The sequence below is a fragment of the Coralliovum pocilloporae genome (assembly GCF_030845175.1).
In the GTDB taxonomy this organism is placed as follows: domain Bacteria; phylum Pseudomonadota; class Alphaproteobacteria; order Rhizobiales; family Cohaesibacteraceae; genus Coralliovum; species Coralliovum pocilloporae.
In genome coordinates, this window is sequence record NZ_CP132542.1 from 3085843 (window position 1) to 3104490 (window position 18648).

Consider the following 18648-nt stretch of genomic DNA (forward strand, 5'->3'; position numbering starts at 1 on the left):
CCATGTCCAGACTCACGGAAAAAGCCCGCGATGGTGCACTGAAACAGGTTGGTACCCGCCCGCTGCGTCCCGACGGGATCGACAAGGTGACGGGCCGCGCTCGCTTTGGAGCCGATGCGGTTGCCCCCGGCATGCTGGTTGGCAAAATTCTCAGAAGCCCGCACGCGCATGCCCGCATCAAGGCAATTGATACAACAAAGGCGGAAGCGCTTTCCGGCGTCAAGGCCGTTATCACCGCTGATGATTTTGGTGATGTGGATGAAAGCCTGACCGATACGCTCCACAACATCATGGCCCATGGCAAGGCGCTTTATGAGGGGCACGCTGTTGCTGCGGTTGCCGCCGTCAACATGTCTGTCGCCCGTCAGGCCCTGAAGCTGATCGAGGTCGATTATGATGTTCTGCCGCATGTAACGGATGTGGAAGAGGCGGCCCAACCGGACGCGCCACTGATCCGTGAGGATCTTCTGACGGTTGGCGTCAACCCGCCTGCCACAAAGCCGTCCAACATCTCCGCCCGGCATGAATTCGGTCATGGTGATGTGGGTAAGGGATTTGCGGAAGCTGACATTATTGTCGAACGGACCTTCCGCACAGAAGCCACCCACCAGGGCTATATTGAGCCACATTCCTGGCTCGGCAGCATGGGGCCGGATGGTCAGGCAGAACTCTGGGGTTGTACCCAGGGGCATTATATGGTGCGCGATACCTGCGCCGGACTTCTGGGCATTGACGTGTCCAAGCTCCGGGTGACAGCGTCCGAGATCGGCGGCGGCTTTGGTGGCAAGACGACGGTCTTTGTTGAACCGGTGGTGCTGGCGCTCTCCCGCAAGGCCAATCGCCCGGTGAAAATCACCATGAGCCGTGAAGAAGTGTTCAAGGCGACAGGCCCCACATCCAGCTCTGCCAATCGGGTGAAGATCGGCATTACGAAGGATGGCCGGATCACCGCAGCAGACGCGGAACTGTTCTATCAGGGTGGGGCATTCCCGGGCTCTCCGGTGGAATTCGGGGCCATGGCAGCCTTTGCCTGCTATGCGCTGGAGAATGTGCGTGCCGTGGGCTGGGATGTGCTGGCCAACCGACCGAAACAGGCGGCCTATCGTGCGCCTGGCGCGCCGATGATCGTCTTTGCGGTTGAAAGCGTCATTGATGAACTGGCACGCCGGATTGACATGGACCCGGTGGATTTCCGTCTGAAGAATGCCCCTAAGGAAGGGGATCGTTCGTCCTACGGCCCGAAATTCGGCCCGATAGGCCTGATCCAGACGCTTGAAGCCGCGAAGGCACATCCGCATTATTCAGCGCCACTCGGCCCCAATCAGGGACGTGGCATTGCTGCGGGATTCTGGTTCAATTTCGGCGGTATGACCTGTTCCAACATCAATATCGGCAATGATGGCACCGTGACGATTGCGGTTGGTACGCCGGATATTGGTGGATCACGTGCCTCCATGTGCCTGATGGCGGCGGAAGAGTTCGGCATTCCTTACGACCGGGTGAAGGCGATTGTTGCTGATACCTCTGCGCTCGGCTTCAACGATGTGACCGATGGCAGCCGTGTGACCTTCTCAAGCGGTTATGCCACCATCCAGTCAGCACGGGCTGCCATTGGGGAAATGTGTAAACGTGCCGCACAAATCTGGGGTATTCCGGAAGAAGCGGTGGACTGGTCAGACGGTCATGCCCGTCCGTCCGGCCCGAATGCCGGTGATTTTGAACCGCTGTCTATGGCGGAGATTGCCGCAAGCGCCGCCCGGACCGGAGGCCCGATTGCCGGTCATCACGAGGTCAATGTGGATGGGGCCGGTGTCAGTTTCGGTGTTCACATCGCTGATGTGGAGATTGACCCGCAGACAGGCCGCAGCACGGTTACCCGCTATACAGTGCTTCAGGACGCGGGCAAGGCCATCCATCCCGCCTATGTGGAAGGGCAGTATCAGGGTGGCGCGGTACAGGGTATCGGCTGGGCCCTGAACGAGGAATATATCTACGGCGAAGACGGCCGCCTGCAGAATGCCGGTTTCCTTGATTACCGCATGCCGGTTGCCTCAGACCTGCCGATGATTGATACGCAGATTATCGAAATCCCCAATGAGGGACATCCATACGGCGTGCGCGGTGTGGGTGAGACGCCAATCGTGCCGCCACTTGGGGCTATCGGTAATGCGGTTTCCCAGGCGATTGGTCTGCGGGTGACTGAAACACCTATGTCTCCGCCGCGCCTGCTGGCCATGATGAGCAGCTATCGCGAAGCGGCTGAATAGAGGACAAAGGGCGGGAATGGTCAAAGTGGTGCTCTGGGGAGCTCTGACACATGCAACGAACGGCGAGGCCGAACTGGACCTTGATGTTCGTACGGTGAAAGAGCTTCTGACCCGGCTTGAGACTGATTATCCCGCCCTCGCACCGCAATTGAAAAAGGGCGTCTCGGTGGCCATCGATGGCCAGATCTACCGAGACGCCTGGTTCGCGCCTATCCCTGAAGGAGCCGAGGTCTTCGTGCTGCCGCGCATGGTTGGTGGTTAGGCAGCCAGCGTCTGATTTATTCCGCTGTTTCTGTAAAGCGCCGGATGGCCTCTCCAAGGCAGGTGGCCATGCGCTCGGACAGATCAATTCTGCCGGCAAAACCGTGGCCCTTTTCGCTCATCTTCGGCAAGGTCTTCAGCAGGATATTGATGACCTTTTCGTCCTCATGATCAGCCGCAAAGACATCAGCGTAATAGGTGAGGAAGACCAGGCAGGCCACATCTTCGATGCATTGCGTATCTGTGTCCGTCTTCAGATGCTTCTTCTGAAGAATGCTGGAGACATGTTCGCAATCGTCAGTGCTGTAGCCATGCTCTGACATCATCTCTGCCACGCGTGAACCATGTCGTTTCTTCTGCGCTCCCCGCCAGCGATGATAACCGGGCTTGTTGCGGGGATAGGAATCGCGCGGAATGACCCAGCGTTCAATATGTTGGCCCCGGGCGGCAATCTGTAAAAGTTCACTGGCATCCGGTTCGAACCCGGCCAGCACGTCTGACATGCGCCGTCCATAAAGCAGTTCATAAGGCCATGTTTTGCCATCGGCTTCAATGGAGCGGGGATCCGCGCTGTTTGCTGCGTCTATCTGCTCAAGAACGTTGGCCAGTTGAGACATAGAAGCTCCTCGATCTTTTGGAATAGTTATGATGTACGGTCATCAATGTGCCGCATGCCATCAGCTGTTGCATGATATCCCGACAGACGGCGATCCGCATAGGTCATTCTATGGTCAAGCAGAGCTCGGGTCATCCGTGCAATTGTATCGCGATGCTCTGGCTGTTCCGCAAGGTTGGTCATCTCATTGGGATCTGCATCCATATCAAACAGAAGTGGCGGCAGCCCGCCGTTAAAATGGATGTATTTGTATTGGTGTTCACGCAGGATACAGACATTGAGCTGATTGAACGGCAGGCCAAACTTTGTTTCATAAATGCTGGTGCGTGCCGGGTTGGCAAAATCCAGCTCCATATAAGCGTAATCCCGGAGGCTGGATGCATCCTGATCCGTAAGGAGTGGCAACAGAGATTGCCCGTCCAGCTGATAGGGGATTTTGAGGTCGAGCCAGTCGAGAATGGTCGGGACGACATCAATCGACTGGGTGATCTGCTCAACAGAACGCCCGGCAGTTTGGCGCCGTTTTGGATCCCGGATGATCATTGGCGTGTGAAAGGCCCGCTCATAGACACTTTCCTTGCCCCACATCAGATGGTCACCCAGCATTTCGCCATGATCTGCTGTGAGGACTATCAGCGTCCGGTCATATTGGCCTGTCTCTTTCAGATAAGCGATGATCCGCCCGATATGATCATCCAGCTCCTTGATGAGGCCTATATAGACAGCCCGGATTTCCTGCGTCTGCTCCGGTGTCAGCGTGTGAGCGTCAGTTCCGGGCAGCTGGGTCTGATAGTTCTGGCCGGCCTTTGAGAAGAAGGCCTTAAAGACCGGATGAACAGCCATTTCCGCATCAAGTGATCCATGATGAGCGGGCTTTGGTGCCGCTTCGGGAGTGCAGAACGTGTTATAGGGTGCAGCCGCCGCAAATGGCGGATGTGGCTTGATATAGGATAGATGCACACTCCAGCTCTTATCGCCCAGAAGCTTCAGGTGGTTGAGAAGCTGATCGGTCAGATAGGCGGTTTCGCTGTAGTCCCTGTGGAAGAGGGCCGGGTCATTGATCCTGGCATCCCGCGATGGATCAGGTGATTGAGGCACCTGAATGCTGGCTGCATCCGGTGCGTCATAGCCAAGAGCGATCAGATAGCGTCGCCAGTCTGCATTGTCATCGGCACGCATCCGGGCAACTTCCGTGAAACCGGGGAGAAGCCCCTCATAGTCGGTCAGGCTCGGGTCATTGGGATCCAGGCCACGTGGGTCTGGTGTGGCATCCGTATAGCCGAACAGAAGCGGCTCACGTCCTGCCTTCCTCAGCTCAAGGGCCAGATTGGTGTGATCTGCCGCGAGCGGCGTGCCGTTGCGTACAGACCGGTGGTTCATGGCATAGAGCCCGGTTAGCAGGCTGGCACGGGAGGGGCCGCACGGTGTGATAGCGCAAAAGTTCTTGCGAAAAGAGACACCGTCAGCTGCCAGAGATCGCATGGTCTCAAAGGCCGGGTCATTGTCAACAAGGTCGAAGAAGATGTCAGCCCGGAGCTGATCCAGAGTGATGAACAGAATATTGGGTCTGCTGTCAGTCATGGCGGAACCTGATCAATCTGCCGAGAAGAATGGTGTGTTGAGAAGGGAGAGTAGCGACCACCGGGGTGCCTGTCATCCGTTTTGACCCTAATGCAGGATTATGAAGTTGACGATGATAATTATCTATGGGAACTGTATCCAATGCTGGAATACCACCTTCATACTGCCTTCGGTTATCGCGTCTCACGGATGGCGCGGGGAATAGAGCGACGGTTTGAGATTGCGCTCGGGCGTTATGACCTCACGCGTCTGACCTGGTGTCTGCTCTCCGCCATAGGTCACGAGAAGCTGCGCCGTCCGTCAGATGTGGCGGATTACATCGGTGTGGCCCGTCCAATCGTGTCACGATCGCTTCGTGCCATGGAGCAGAAAAAGCTCGTGGCCCGCACATCCTCTGAAAAGGACAAGCGATATGTGGAAATCGTCCTGACGGAAGAAGGCCAGTCCCTGCTGGAAACCATTACACCGCTGGCCCAAAGTGTTGCGGAGCATTTCACCAGCAAACTCAGTGCAGAAGAACTTGCCGTCTTTCAGACCTGCATAGACAGTCTCTCTGACAAGGAAGCAGATGACCTGCCGTCCATTTGACGAGTGGGACGGAGTATAGGGGGAGAGGAGCCAGCATGCGTTTGTTCTCGTATCGTAACCGTCCGGTTCATCTCGGCCCGTTCCCTCTGGAAAGACTGACACGCACAGAGAGTGCTCCGTCACTGGCCGGAATGGTTCCCGACCCATTGCTCGATTTCGATGCGCCCGGCCTGCAGGGGACACTGGCACCGTCCATTCGCACATTCCTGAGTATGCTGGATGTGTTGAGAGATGGAGAGGTCTGGTCATCACGGGCCGAGATTCCCGATGATCCCTGTCTGCGCAGTGAGAATATTAAATCGACCGGCTATTACTTTGATGCCTCCATGATGGGTATCGGTACTCTTTCAGACGATCTCCTGTTGCCTGAGCCGAGAGAGAACCCGGCGCTTGATGATCTGGCGGCCATGATTGAGGCCGGGCAGGTCAACACATTTGCATCTGGTATTGATGTTGTTCTCGCTGATGTGCTGTCCTCTGCGCGGGCGGAGCGTGGTTCTATCGACCATCATAGCCATGTCATTGCCTGCCTGACTGAATACCCTCGTGATCCCGGCGACACAGAGGAGGGGACAGACTGGATTAGAGGTCTGCAGACGCACAGAGCGGCGCTCAGAAGTGCTGAGACTGCGGTCGTGCTTTCCAACTACATTCGCATTCTTGGTTATGAGGCGCGGGCGCATACAGCAACCGCATCTGATATTGCTCTCAATCGTGCGGCTGTTTCAGCCGGCCTTGCCTGTGTGGATAAAGAGGCGGGCGATATTTGTAATCCCTATCTCGGCAGGCGATTTGGTCTGGCCGCAGTGACCACCACACTGGATCTTGCATGCGATCAACCTCTGGCAGTGGAAACCGCAGCAACCCGACGCTGGTCCCACGGAGCCCGCTGGTGGCTGGGTTATGACAGTGCACGCGGTGGGGCAGTGAATGGCCAGCCTTATGCAAAGCGTCTCTACAAGGATGGTCTGCATCCGCACGAAACCCTGAAACGTCGCGAGACACCCACAACCTATATTGATGAAGAGCGGGTTAGGCGGGTTCCCAAACGGGCGGATATGTTTGCCCGTGCGCTCTTTGGCGATCTGGGGAAGAAGGTCCAGGATCGCGCAAAGGGCGGGCGATATGTGATCGAAAACCCGCTTGGCTATTGCGCCAGACGGCCTCTGGGTGCGCTTAGCCTGTTGCAGGACGGACCAGTTGGAGAGAACGCGGACAAGGGACGTTCCGATGCCAATGCAGCCCGGATCAAGGCGGCATTGAACTTTCTGGGTGCGGATGCGGTCGGGCTCAGTCGTTGTCCGGACTGGGCTTATTACTCTCATGATGCATCGGGCAAGGAAATCACGCCTTATCACAGCGATGCGGTCTCTATTATTATCGATCAGGGACACGAGACGATGGAGGGGGCAAGCGGTGATGACTGGATTTCGGCTGCTCAGTCCATGCGGGCCTATCTCAGGACATCGCTGATCGGCGGTGTCGTCGCTGATCATATTCGGCGGTTGGGCTATCCTGCGATGAACCACACCGTTCTGCATGGGGAGGTTCTCCAACCGCCTCTGCTGCTTCTTTCTGGTCTTGGCGAGGTAAGCCGGATTGGTGAGGTGATCCTTAATCCATTCCTGGGACCGCGCCTTAAATCAGGTGCCATCACCACCACAATGCCGATGGCGCACGACAAGCCCATCGATTTCGGCATGCAGAGCTTCTGTGAGGCGTGCAACAAATGTGCGCGGGAATGCCCGTCAGGTTCGATCACAGCAGGGCCCAAGCGCATGTTCAACGGCTATGAAATCTGGAAGTCGGATGCCGAGAAATGTGGTCGCTACCGCATTACTAACGCCTCCGGCAGCATGTGCGGGCGCTGCATGAAAACCTGCCCCTGGAACCTTGAGGGCCTGTTTGCAGAAGCCCCGTTCCGCTGGATGGCGATGAACTGGCCCGGAGCGGCCAAAACCCTTGCGGCCCTCGACGACTGGCTCGGTAACGGCTCGATCAATCCCGTGAAAAAATGGTGGTGGGATCTGGAGCTGACCGATGACGGGCATTATCGGCAGGCCGAAGCCGTCAATCAGCGGGGATTGAACCGTGACCTGACCCTGCGCCATGAGGATCAGACGCTGGCCTGCTACCCCGCAGATAGTGTGCCCGCACCGTTTCCTGCACCATCCCCCATCAATCGGCAGGAAGGTATTCAGCGTTACAAGACATTGCTGTCACCGGAGGATTATCGCCGCCGCCTGAACGAGGGAGACACAGCGGAACTGGCTCCACCGTTTCAGATGCCAGAGGGAGAACCGCCTGCCTTCCCGGTCATTCTCAAGGAACGCAGGACGCTGACGGACAAGGTCGACACATTTGTGTTTGAGACCGCTGACGGACGGCCTTTGCCCGCCTTTGAACCCGGCGCTCATATCGATGTTGTTGTTGCGCCGGAATATTTCCGCCAGTTCAGCCTGGCTGGCGATCCAAATGACCTTCGCCGCTATGAGGTTGGCGTTCTGCGAGAGGATACAGGGCGGGGCGGATCGCGATTGATGCATCAGGTGTTCAGGCCTGGCCGCAAGGTGTTCATCTCGCCTCCGCGCAATCACTTCCCGCTTCTTGATGATGTGGGCAAAAGCCTTCTGTTTGGTGGTGGCATCGGGATTACGCCATTTATTCCCATGGCGTGGGCACTCCATAGGGCGGGGCGCCCGTTCCATCTCCATTATGCTGTAAGAGACCGTTCAGAAGCTGCCTACTGGCCCCTGTTGCAGACCATGCCGTGGAAGAGCCATGTGAGCCTGCACGTCTCTGCTGAAGGGACACGGCTTGATCTGACCTCAGCGATTGGGAACTGGAGCGAGGGGCAGCATGCCTATACCTGCGGCCCGGTCCGCTTCATGGATGGCGTGTTTGATGCGGCAAGAGTCAATGGCTGGTCTGAAGCCAGTCTGCACCGGGAATATTTTGCGGTTCCGGATGCAGAAGATTACGAGAACCATCCCTTTACCCTGAAACTTGCTGAAAGCGGTCGTCTGGTGCCTGTCAGGGCAGATGAAACGGCGACAGATGCCCTGATGGAAGCGGGCGTCGCCGTTGATGTGAAATGCAGCGACGGGCTGTGCGGTGTGTGCACGGCAGAGGTTCTGGAGGGTGACGTCGAGCACCGGGATTATGTACTGAGCGATGACGAGCGCAAGACCCGAATGGTTCTCTGCTGCTCACGCGGCAAAACCCCGGATGGGACGGTAACCGTTCAGCTTTGACCTTCCTGCCGGATTGTTTCCGGAAGAAGGATCTTGTGCCGATCCCGTATCCGCCTGTCCTGGGCTGCACTCAGATAATGGGGGTGGTGCCGGGTCAGGATCGAACGAGCCTCCTCGCGGGCAAGCGACCAGATGTCTTCCGCACCGTTTTCAGCCCAGCTGCGCGGGTCCACCCTGTCGGCGAGCTTGGGGTAGAAATAATCCCGCTGCATGGCATTCATTGTATGCGTACCACCAAGGAAATGACCTTCACCGGTCACGGCTTCCCTGATTGCATCAAAGCCCAGCGTTTCCTCATTGACCTCTATGCCGCGTATGGCCCGGTGGACATGGCCGAGCATTTCATTATCGAGGACGAAGGCCTCAAAAGATGCGCCCAGCAGGCTGGCCATCATACCGGAGGACTCATAGATCATATTCGTGCCTGCCAGCCCTGTGGCGAGGGCGCTCAGAGCCTTCTCCATGCCCATCTGGGCATCCACTGCCTTGGCATCAGCCATGGAGCAGGCGGCTCCTGTGGGCAGGCCAAGCCAGTTGCCGATCTGGCCGGATGCTGCATTGAGAAGCGAAATCTCGCCGCCACCACCGCAGAAAGCTCCGGTTCTGAGATCAATCACAAAGGGCCAGTTGGAAAAAATCATCGGATAGCCGGGCGAGAACAGGTTGACCATGATCAGAGCTGCCAGCGTCTCGGCCGTTGTCTGGGCCAGCATGCCAGCCAACGGGGCAGGGGCTGTTGCACCTGACTGAGCGGCAATAATGGCATTGATCGGCACCTTGCGACGAATACAGGCCAGCGTCACATCCACCGCGTCCTCCCCATAACGCAGCGGGGAAATAATCGGGCTGATATGCGCCTTGCAGAATGGCCGTTCGGCGAACCGTCCCGGCCCGCCCAGGGCCTCGTCAAAGATATCAATTACCGGGTCCACATAGTCGCCAATGGTGAAGCTGGTCCCGACCGGTTTGGTTGTTGCGGCCACGAGGGCATAGGCCGTGTTGATATCGAGGTCGTAGGGCTCGGGCACGTCGGTGGCCACACAGCAGCGGGTGAACCAGCTCACATTGGGCAGGGTGTCGATCAAGCGCGTGAAGTCATAGAGATCCCGCAAGGTCGACGGGCGGTAGAGGCCGCTATCAAGATCGAGTGTCTGGACGGCTGCTCCGCCTGTGCCGAAATAAACCCGGTCTCCGCCTATCTCGAAATCATGTTGGGGGTCCCGTCCATGAAAGACAAAGCTCTTTGCCGCGCCGTCAATGATCTCTTCGACCAGTGCCCTGGGATAAGACAGGCGGCCCAGGGCATTGATGGTTGCTCCGCGTTCCAGAGCAGCCTCACGCACCACAGGCGGCACGTCTCCCATACCAACCTCGTCCAGAATGCGGAGAGCCGTTCTGTATATGGCCTCAACGTCTTTTTCGGACAGGGGGCGATACTGGCCTCCGGACTGGCCGGCTGGTGCCGGATTGATTTCCGCCTTTGGGGCTTTCCGCTTGGCTACCCGTGCAGCACGTCCACCGCTGCGTCGTCTTTCCCGTTCTGCCATCAGGTCTTGTCCGGTCTTGTAATATGGATCATGCGCAAAGAGTGATCCGAAACAGGCCATTCGAAAACGGAAAAGACGAACGTCCCGGAAAGCTGAACCGAAGCTTAGACTTCTCTGAACAGGAAGTGGATGTGCTCTAGATAAAAACAACCCCGCCACCGGGACGAGGTGACGGGGAAAAAGGATCTTTTTATTTTTTTTATATTGCTCTGTCGGTTGGGGTTGCGACTTGAGCTGGGGAGATACTGCCACCGAAAATAGGTCTTGGGGAGGGGGAGACAGCTCCACGGTTTTGATTTTTTGGTACTAAATCTTTCGTTAAGCTTTTGAAATGGTTGAAAAATGGCAGGTTTATGCGGTTTTTCGCGTGGGTTGCAAACGGTTTTAGACTGACCGATTGGTCTAGAATTTATGGGAGGACCACAGTCAGGGACTGAGCAGCCCGGGTAATTCCGGTATAAAGCCACCTGTCCCGGTGCTCGCGGAAGGCACCGCTTTCGTCAAAAAGAATCACGTTATCCCATTGTGACCCCTGTGCCTTGTGCACGGTCAGGGCGTAGCCGAAGTCGAATTCATCGGAGTTCCGGCGCAATTGCCAGGGCATTTCATTTTCCCGACCTTCAAAGAAGGCCTCATGAACGCTGATTCGAAGCCTGCGGACGCCTTCGCTCTGGTCATCTGAGGCAATATGCATGCGATAGCGATCACCACGACGGGCCATCATCTTGATCACATGCCAGATACTGCCATTCAGAAAACCTTTCTGATGGTCATTACGCAGACAGACCAGTCGATCATCCCGCTGGGGGCCGTCCGTAAGAAACCCCTTGAGCTCCCGGATACGCTGATTGTAGCGACGGCGGGTGCGGTTGAGCCCCACAAGGATCTGGTCAGCTTCAAGCACATCTTCTGATGTGATGTCCTGCTTGCGGATAACCCGGCTGTCACCATAGGTGCCGGGAGAGAGGCGACCGCCATTGCGGATGGTCTCTGCAAGCTGAATGATCGGGTTGTCGGCAGACTGACGATGAATCTCGGTCAGCATGACATCCGGTTCGTGATCCGTGAAATACCCGCCACCGGCCACAGGGGGAAGCTGTGCCGGGTCACCCAGCACCAGAACCGGCGTCCCGAAAGACAGAAGATCGGTCCCCAACTGTTCGTCCACCATGGAGCATTCATCAATGATGACAAGGGACGCATCTTTCACCTTGCTCTGCTTGTTGAGACGGAATTCCGGGGTGCCTTCCTCATCATCCTCACCATCCAGCCGATAGATCAGGCTGTGGATGGTGCTGGCATCGGGACATCCCTTCTGGCGCAGAACATCGGCTGCCTTGCCCGTATAGGCGGCGAACAGCACATTGCCATTGACGCCTTCTGCCAGATGCCGGGCAATGGTCGTTTTGCCGGTACCTGCATAGCCAAACAGCCGAAAGATGCCGCCGGACCGGCCTTTCAGCCAGTCTGCAGTCTCTTTCAATGCTCGGTCCTGTTCGGTGGACCATGTGAGAGCGGTCATGGCAAGCTGCCTGTTTGTGCACTGTCTGTTCTCGGTTATGTCTGATTCCTCGTCCTGACGCTAAGGAAAAGCAAACAGGCTTTCTTGGGATGTGGGAACGGAAGTGCTTTGCCTCACTGGTCTTGCCTGATACACTTGTCGCCAAGTGAGACACTTGCCGCACGCTGCGCCAGAACTCTTGAGCTGCAGGCGTCCGGACGAGGAGAAATGGGTTGGTCGATTCGGCTGAGGATCCGCGTACAGCGGGTCGCCCGGCCGTATCATCCCTTCGTGACGGTCAGAAACAGGCTGGTCATAGTGATGATAGAGGTCGCTCCGGGGGTGGGAAACCATCTAAAGCCGGTGCGAAATCCGGGAAAAAATACCGGAGACGGTTCAAGAAGAACAAACCGTCTCCTGAACATGAAGACAAGAATGCAGCCGGACAGAACAAGCCGGCAACTGCAAAGACGGAACAGCGACCAGCGCCTGCGCGTCCTTCTTCTGCCAAGGCAGACAAGGACCGCAAGAGGCCACCACGCTCTCCACGGTCTTCCCATCGCAGGCCAGACAGCCGCCCGGCTGATCGCTATGCTGCGCTCGATCTCGGGACCAACAATTGCCGATTGTTGGTGGCTGAGCCAAAAGGCATGAGCTTTCGGGTGGTGGATGCCTTCTCCCGTATCATTCGTCTGGGTGAGGGAATTTCCCGCACTGGTGCCCTGAATGGTGCGGCAATGGAGCGTGCCATTGAGGCGCTGAAGGTCTGCCAGGACAAACTTCAGGACCGGAAGGTCCGTCATTTCCGCCTTATCGCAACAGAGGCTTGCCGACGTGCGGCCAATGGCGAGGAATTTCTTGAGCGGGTCAGGTCTGAAGTGGGTATGACCCTTGAGATTGTTGACCGGCAGACTGAGGCGCGTCTGGCGGTCGCTGGTTGTGCCTCTCTTGTCCATCCAAAGGCGGAAGGCGCGCTGTTGTTTGACATTGGTGGCGGGTCGTCAGAAATCGTCTGGCTGGATTCCCGTCGTGAGCGCGAGCGCCGTTCCCGTACCCTGTCACGCTCAATTCGCGACTGGGCGTCATTGCCAGTTGGTGTGGTCACCCTGTCGGAATGGCATGGTGGTGAGCATGTGACGCGCGAGAGCTTTGAGGCCATGGTAGCGGAAGTTATTACCATGCTGGACGCCAATTCATTCGGTGGCGAGGCGTTGGGCCGGGCGATCGACCGCGGTGGCATGCATATGCTGGGCACGTCCGGAACAGTGACAACACTGGCAGGTATCCACCTCAATCTTGATCGCTATGACAGGCGGCGGGTCGACGGGCTCTGGATGCGGGAAACCGACGTGGACCGGATGACGCAAACCCTGCTGGACATGTCATTTGAAGAACGGGTGAACAATCCCTGTATCGGTCGGGACCGGGCGGATCTGGTTCTGGCGGGCTGTGCAATCCTTGAGGCCATACGTCGTAAATGGCGGTGCGAGCGCCTGCGGGTGGCCGACAGGGGGCTACGTGAGGGCATTCTGACGGAACTGATGGACCGCAATGGTGTCTGGCGCAGACCTGGCCGGAGCCAGAATGGCCGACAGGCCAAGGGACGGCCGAGGAAAAGGACTAAGACGAACGGAGAGGCGACGTGAGCAAGAAATCATCCGGTGGCGGAAACCTCTCCGGCAGAAGCCTGCATGTGAAAGTGAAAACGGCCAAGCGTCGCAAGCTTGGTTCGACCCTGTGGCTGCAGCGTCAGTTGAACGATCCCTATGTGGCTCAGGCCAAGAAAGATGGCTACAGATCCCGTGCGGCTTACAAGCTCATTGAGATGGACGAGAAACACAAGTTCCTGACCCCTGGTGCCCGGATTGTTGACCTGGGCGCAGCACCTGGTGGCTGGTGCCAGATTGCGGCTCAGCGTGTGGGGTCCACTGATGAGGATATCCGCGTTGTGGGAATTGATTATCTTGGTATGGACCCCATGCCGGGCGTTACCATTCTGCAGAAGGATTTTCTCGACGATGATGCCCCGGACATGCTGATGGAAGCCCTGCGCGGGCATAAGGCTGATATTGTCATGTCCGATATGGCTGCACCAACCACGGGCCATCGCAAGACCGATCACCTGCGCACAACGCATCTCTTTGAGGTGGCCGCAGACTTCGCCCGTAATGCACTTGTGCCTGGCGGTCTCTTCCTCTCCAAGGTCTTCCGTGGTGGTACAGAACATGAGCTGCTTCAGGAGCTGAAGCGGGAATACAAGTCAGTCGCCCACATCAAGCCACCGGCCAGCCGTAAGGAAAGCCCGGAACTCTATGTTCTTGCCAAGGGTTTCCGAGGGGCTGAGGATGATGAGGACTGAGGTTGTGCTCAGAAGGTGAGCGGCTGACCGGTCAGGGCCTGTTCCGCCTGCGGCAGAACATCGAGGCTTGGCCAAAGACCAGACTTCAGGCAATCCGCATAGCCGTTGACCAGTCCCTTGGCTTTCATGGTTGCAGCAGCGCCCTGATAATCATAGTCGAGGCCATGAAAAGTCACATCAACGGTGCCGGTCTCTTTCACCGTAATCAGGGCATACCAGACCCTCGGGGTGCCGTCATTGGCAGGCATGCCAAGAGCACCGGAATTGATCCAGCTCCGCGCGCCAACCCGGCGGTGAAACGGGATACCGGAATGCCCGGCCAGAACGTGGTCGAAATCCTCAGAGGTGAATTGCCCGGCAAGGTGTGCTTCATCAACGGACGGGAAGACAAATTCGTTGATTGAGCTGGTTGTCCCGTGCACCACGCGAAATGTGTGAGAGCCAAGTGTCACGGTAATTGACCGGGGCAGAGACGCCATCCACTCTGTCTGATCCTGACGTAGTTCCGCTCGACAGAACGCATACCATTGCGCCGACAGGAGCGAACAGGCTGTGCCATCGTCAAAGCCGCAGCCGCAATCATCAGACCCCTGTGCCAGAGAATCCTCGCAATTGCCCTGGATTGTTTCAATACCGCTTTGGCGAAAGGCGTCGACCACCTCTGACGGATCACCACAATAGGCAACCAGATCGCCGGTGCAGATCATCTGTGCCGAAGACAGGCCCAGCCTGCGGGCCTCAGCCATCAGAGCCTCGAACGCCTGCAGGTTGCCATAAACGCCGCCGAAGACCAGCATACGATCTCCGGCGATAGCGATATTTTTATGCGGTAACAGCATCGGTTCAGGCTGGTGACAGGCGTGGTTGCGTCCGCTTCAAACCCAGAGCAAAGGCGAGGTTGCCAATAGCCAGAACCGCAACACAGATCACCAGAAGTTTGGTGTATTTATGCTCGATACCCAGCAGAGGTGTCATAAGGGAGGAGGCGCCGCCCGCTTCAACGAAGTAGAGCGCGGCACCGCCAAGGGCTGCAGCAAAGGAGGTGAGATAGGCCCAGAGCGCTACTTCACGATTGCCCCAGATGCAGAAGAAAATGACGGGCGCCAGGTACATGGAGGCCGTGCCGCTGACAGCGACAGCTGAGTAGAGGTCTTTCGAACCGGCAAACAGGAAAACAAGACCACCGAGCATGGCAACAACCATGGCCAGACGGCCATTGAGCACGGTTTCCGGTACCAGTTTCATATCCACCACGGCGAGCTTCGCAGAGCTCGACAGGGTCGAATCCAGCGTTGAAAGCGCGGAGATGATCAGCACGATGTTCAGAACGGTCATGGATGTGGTGCCGAGAATGCGGGTCAGCGTGTCATTCAGCACTTCGCCTTCGACAGCAACCTGACCGGCATGAACACCAAGAAGGGCAAAGATCAGGATGCACAGCATGGAAATCCAACCCGCATGGAAGAAGCTGCGGCGGGTGGTCTGCTGGTCAGCCAGGAAGCCGCGATCCATCATCACCGGATCATGCATCGGATAACTCCAGACCTGCAGCAGAGCGACGACAAGAAGATGCCAGCCTGCATCAAAGCCGAGTGTTTTGGGTTCAAACAGCGGAGTGATGGACCAGTCGCGAAGATCAAGCAGAACCACAAAGAGATAGGCCAGAAGCGCGCCGAACAGGCTCATCTGAAACACGTCTGTTCTGAGAGACGCGCGAAGACCACCCATCATTGAATAAACCAGGATAACAGCGGCCAGAATAAGAATGGCAGCCAGATATTCCGTACTGCCAGCCACGCCGAAGATTGCCCCGACAACCAGCATATTGGCAAAGACCTCGCTGAGAAGGCGAATGCCAATGACAAAGTTATAGGTGGCGGTTCCTGTCTTACCAAAGCGGTCTCTCAGGAAATCCTGAACGCTGCTGTAACCGTGGCGAAAGCGGATGGACTGAACGATTGCGCCGCCCGTGAAAAAGGAAAGATAATAGGCCGTATAGGCCAGAGCCCCGGCAATGCCGTAATAATACCCCAGAATGGCTGCGGTCAGCAGGGAGCGGGCAAAAATCCAGGTGGTGACCTGAGAGAAGATCAGCGTACCGAGATTGGGCGGGGTGCCGTCCTCTGTATAGCCGCGAAAAAAGCCCGATGTGGTTCTGACCCGCGGCGACAGAATCATTGATAGAGCGACAATGAGTGCGGTCGCGATCAGCAATGTGGTGATGTCCATATGGAATGGGCTCCGTTACAGCCGTAAGACTACTTATCTGGGCTCTGCTTTAGCTCAATTCGACCCCGATTGGGGACACATCTTCGCGAGAACAGAAACTTTTTGTCTCTGTCAGGTGGCTTTGGTTCGGATTCCTGTCTCTGTCATCAACTCTTTGCTTTGCAAGTGCATAAAGCCGTGGTAATGACCCGCGTCAACTTCAACCGCTTAGACGACTCATGCGTGATCAGTTCAAAATGACGGTCAGGCAGGGGTCTGGTATTTCCTTTTGAGGAGTTGGCAGCAATGGCGACCTTTTCCGAAACAGCTTTTGGGCATGAAGCCCTGACGTTTGACGACGTGCTTCTCCAGCCGGGACATTCCGATGTCATGCCGGGGCAGGTGGATGTCAGCACACGGGTCACCCGCACGCTGTCGATCAATCTGCCCATTCTTTCCGCTGCCATGGACACCGTGACAGAAGGCCGTCTGGCCATCGCCATGGCCCAGGCCGGAAGCATGGGAGTTATTCACCGTAACCTGACGCCTGAACAGCAGGCGAAAGAAGTCAAAATGGTGAAGAATTTCGAAAGCGGCATGGTGGTCAATCCGGTGGTGATCGGACCGGATGCGACCCTGCAGAATGCGCTTGATCTGATGGCGCACTATAAGATTTCCGGTATCCCAGTTGTTGAAAATGGCGGCGATGGCGGCCGTGTAACAGGCAGGCTCGTTGGCATTCTGACAAACCGTGATGTGCGTTTCGCATCAAATCCGGATCAGAAAATCTGCGAACTGATGACCCATGAGAACCTCATCACCGTTGATGAGGGTGTGGATCAGGACCAGGCCAAGCATCTCTTGCATCAGCATCGGATTGAAAAACTTCTGGTGATTGATGGCGACCGGAACTGCATTGGTCTGATTACGGTCAAGGATATCGAGAAGGCCCAGCTCAATCCCAATGCCTGTAAGGATGACGATGGCCGTCTTCGGGTCGCTGCTGCATCAACAGTTGGCCCGGACGGCTATGACCGTGCCCAGCAGCTGATCGATGCCGGTGTTGACCTTCTGGTCATCGACACGGCTCACGGCCATTCCCAGAAGGTTCTGGATGCAGTCAGTCGTCTGAAGAAAGAGCGTAACTCTGTTCAGATCGCTGCCGGTAACGTGGCGACTGCTGACGGGACCAAAGCGCTGATTGATGCCGGTGCGGATGCTGTGAAAGTCGGGATCGGCCCCGGTTCCATCTGTACCACCCGTATTGTGGCGGGCGTCGGTGTCCCTCAGTTGTCTGCCATTCTTGATGCCGTTGAAGTGGCTAATCAGTACGACGTTCCGGTGATTGCCGATGGTGGGATCAAGTTCTCAGGCGACTTGGCCAAAGCCATTGCCGCCGGTGCATCCTGCGCGATGGTCGGCTCACTGCTGGCAGGCACGGATGAAAGTCCGGGTGAGGTCTATCTGCATCAGGGCCGGAGCTTCAAATCCTATCGTGGCATGGGCTCCGTTGGCGCCATGGCCCGCGGCTCTGCTGACCGCTATTTCCAGGCCGAGGTCCGGGATAACCTGAAACTGGTGCCGGAAGGCATTGAAGGGCAGGTGCCTTACAAGGGGCCGCTGTCCGGTGTGCTGCACCAGCTTGCAGGCGGCCTGCGGGCTGCCATGGGCTATACGGGCGGTGCGACCATTACGGATTTCCAGGAGCGGGCCCGTTTCGTCCGGATTTCCAATGCCGGTCTTCGCGAGAGCCACGCCCACGATGTCTCCATCACGAGAGAGAGCCCGAATTATCCGGGTGGTGTCTGACACCGTTGAATGCTCTTGGAAACCGGCAGATTTCTGCCGGTTTCTTTTTTTATCTAATCATGATGTCGCAGAAGATCATTCATAGAGGTCTGCTGTAAGAGATTGGAGCTATCTGGCTTCAAGTCTTTCAGGAGAACCTGAACGAATGATCATGAGAACGTCAAACGGATGATTAGCGTCGCGGGCTGGTGATGACGCAACAGGCCTGCATTGTGGGCACTTTGTGACCAATCGAGATCGTTGCAGACCGCTCGTCTTGTCAGCAGACGCAGAAAACCGGGTCAAGTCGCCCGACAAAGGCCGGATACGCTCCTGCTGGCTGGCCAGACAGGTGACAATTCACCAACATTGGAACTGTTTTAAGTTGCCTTTGTTTCTCCCAATTATAGTCCCTCTTATTCCAAATTATAGTCCATCTTACCCCCAATTGTCGGGTCATCCTCTTGAGGACAACAAAGCGCGGTTGAGCTGATGACCCTGTGATTCAGCCCCCGCAGACCCAAAGGGCGGGCTGTTTTCCAGCCTGGCTTTGTTGGACATATTTGAATGCGATTTTTGAAAGCCAGTCCGGCATCCTGAAGATTTCCCACACGCCGGACAGCAAGCCATCCTCAGCATATCGGATGGAATTTATGGGTCTGACGCTTGGCTCTTCGA

General features: G+C 56.8%; 13 protein-coding genes. 7 read left to right on the forward strand and 6 right to left on the reverse strand.

What is annotated here, in order from left to right:
- Nucleotides 1–2 precede the first annotated feature (2 nt).
- Together RA157_RS14110 and RA157_RS14115 are read left to right on the forward strand one after the other, a co-directional pair.
- Nucleotides 3–2267 (forward strand): xanthine dehydrogenase family protein molybdopterin-binding subunit, encoded by a 2265-nt coding sequence (locus RA157_RS14110; protein ID WP_350333770.1) that lies wholly within the window; start codon nt 3–5, stop codon nt 2265–2267.
- A 16-nt stretch (nt 2268–2283) separates the two neighbouring features.
- Nucleotides 2284–2529 (forward strand): MoaD/ThiS family protein, encoded by a 246-nt coding sequence (locus RA157_RS14115; protein WP_350333771.1) that lies wholly within the window; start codon nt 2284–2286, stop codon nt 2527–2529.
- A 16-nt stretch (nt 2530–2545) separates the two neighbouring features.
- On the opposite strand, the gene RA157_RS14120 is transcribed toward RA157_RS14115, so the two are convergent.
- Together RA157_RS14120 and RA157_RS14125 are read right to left on the reverse strand one after the other, a co-directional pair.
- Nucleotides 2546–3145 (reverse strand): DUF4202 domain-containing protein, encoded by a 600-nt coding sequence (locus tag RA157_RS14120; RefSeq protein ID WP_350333772.1) that lies wholly within the window; start codon nt 3143–3145, stop codon nt 2546–2548.
- A 26-nt stretch (nt 3146–3171) separates the two neighbouring features.
- Complete coding sequence (locus RA157_RS14125) at nt 3172–4725, reverse strand: sulfatase-like hydrolase/transferase (RefSeq protein WP_350333773.1); 1554 nt, start codon at nt 4723–4725, stop codon at nt 3172–3174.
- 141 nt (nt 4726–4866) lie between these two features.
- Here RA157_RS14125 and RA157_RS14130 point away from each other — a divergent pair, with 141 nt between their 5' ends.
- Nucleotides 4867–5313, forward strand: a complete 447-nt coding sequence (locus RA157_RS14130) for a MarR family winged helix-turn-helix transcriptional regulator (protein ID WP_350333774.1) — start codon at nt 4867–4869, stop codon at nt 5311–5313.
- 35 nt (nt 5314–5348) lie between these two features.
- On the forward strand, nt 5349–8567 hold the full coding sequence (locus RA157_RS14135) for a 2Fe-2S iron-sulfur cluster-binding protein (protein WP_350333775.1): 3219 nt from the start codon (nt 5349–5351) through the stop codon (nt 8565–8567).
- Here RA157_RS14135 and RA157_RS14140 read toward each other — a convergent pair.
- Entirely contained in the window at nt 8558–10114 is a 1557-nt protein-coding gene (locus RA157_RS14140; protein ID WP_350333776.1) for a trimethylamine methyltransferase family protein, read from the reverse strand. The genes RA157_RS14135 and RA157_RS14140 overlap by 10 nt on opposite strands.
- Nucleotides 10115–10523: 409 nt before the next feature.
- Nucleotides 10524–11636 carry an ATP-dependent DNA helicase gene (locus RA157_RS14145; RefSeq protein WP_350333777.1) on the reverse strand — a complete coding sequence of 371 codons (1113 nt, stop codon included), beginning with the start codon at nt 11634–11636 and terminating at the stop codon, nt 10524–10526.
- A gap of 212 nt (nt 11637–11848) precedes the next feature.
- On the opposite strand from RA157_RS14145, the gene RA157_RS14150 reads away from it, so the two are divergent.
- A complete protein-coding gene (locus RA157_RS14150) occupies nt 11849–13261 on the forward strand; it encodes a Ppx/GppA phosphatase family protein (RefSeq protein ID WP_350333778.1) in 1413 nt (470 codons plus the stop codon).
- Nucleotides 13258–13974 carry an RlmE family RNA methyltransferase gene (locus tag RA157_RS14155; RefSeq protein WP_350333779.1) on the forward strand — a complete coding sequence of 239 codons (717 nt, stop codon included), beginning with the start codon at nt 13258–13260 and terminating at the stop codon, nt 13972–13974. The genes RA157_RS14150 and RA157_RS14155 overlap by 4 nt, the downstream gene beginning before the upstream one ends.
- A gap of 8 nt (nt 13975–13982) precedes the next feature.
- Here RA157_RS14155 and RA157_RS14160 read toward each other — a convergent pair whose 3' ends face one another.
- Entirely contained in the window at nt 13983–14813 is an 831-nt protein-coding gene (locus RA157_RS14160) for a metallophosphoesterase family protein (protein ID WP_350333780.1), read from the reverse strand.
- Between the two features lie 4 nt (nt 14814–14817).
- Entirely contained in the window at nt 14818–16203 is a 1386-nt protein-coding gene (locus RA157_RS14165; protein ID WP_350333781.1) for a hypothetical protein, read from the reverse strand.
- A gap of 285 nt (nt 16204–16488) precedes the next feature.
- Between RA157_RS14165 and guaB the strand changes: the two genes are divergently transcribed.
- Entirely contained in the window at nt 16489–17991 is a 1503-nt protein-coding gene (guaB, locus tag RA157_RS14170) for an IMP dehydrogenase (RefSeq protein WP_350333782.1), read from the forward strand.
- The last annotated feature ends 657 nt before the right edge of the window (nt 17992–18648 follow it).

What these genes read in the sequence shown, in the direction of transcription:
- RA157_RS14110 (WP_350333770.1), top strand. Translation starts at nt 3, where the DNA reads ATGTCCAGACTCACGGAAAAAGCCCGCGATGGTGCACTGAAACAGGTT.
- RA157_RS14115 (WP_350333771.1), top strand. Translation starts at nt 2,284, where the DNA reads ATGGTCAAAGTGGTGCTCTGGGGAGCTCTGACACATGCAACGAACGGC.
- RA157_RS14120 (WP_350333772.1), bottom strand. Translation starts at nt 3,145, where the DNA reads ATGTCTCAACTGGCCAACGTTCTTGAGCAGATAGACGCAGCAAACAGC.
- RA157_RS14125 (WP_350333773.1), bottom strand. Translation starts at nt 4,725, where the DNA reads ATGACTGACAGCAGACCCAATATTCTGTTCATCACTCTGGATCAGCTC.
- RA157_RS14130 (WP_350333774.1), top strand. Translation starts at nt 4,867, where the DNA reads ATGCTGGAATACCACCTTCATACTGCCTTCGGTTATCGCGTCTCACGG.
- RA157_RS14135 (WP_350333775.1), top strand. Translation starts at nt 5,349, where the DNA reads ATGCGTTTGTTCTCGTATCGTAACCGTCCGGTTCATCTCGGCCCGTTC.
- RA157_RS14140 (WP_350333776.1), bottom strand. Translation starts at nt 10,114, where the DNA reads ATGGCAGAACGGGAAAGACGACGCAGCGGTGGACGTGCTGCACGGGTA.
- RA157_RS14145 (WP_350333777.1), bottom strand. Translation starts at nt 11,636, where the DNA reads ATGACCGCTCTCACATGGTCCACCGAACAGGACCGAGCATTGAAAGAG.
- RA157_RS14160 (WP_350333780.1), bottom strand. Translation starts at nt 14,813, where the DNA reads ATGCTGTTACCGCATAAAAATATCGCTATCGCCGGAGATCGTATGCTG.
- RA157_RS14165 (WP_350333781.1), bottom strand. Translation starts at nt 16,203, where the DNA reads ATGGACATCACCACATTGCTGATCGCGACCGCACTCATTGTCGCTCTA.
- guaB (WP_350333782.1), top strand. Translation starts at nt 16,489, where the DNA reads ATGGCGACCTTTTCCGAAACAGCTTTTGGGCATGAAGCCCTGACGTTT.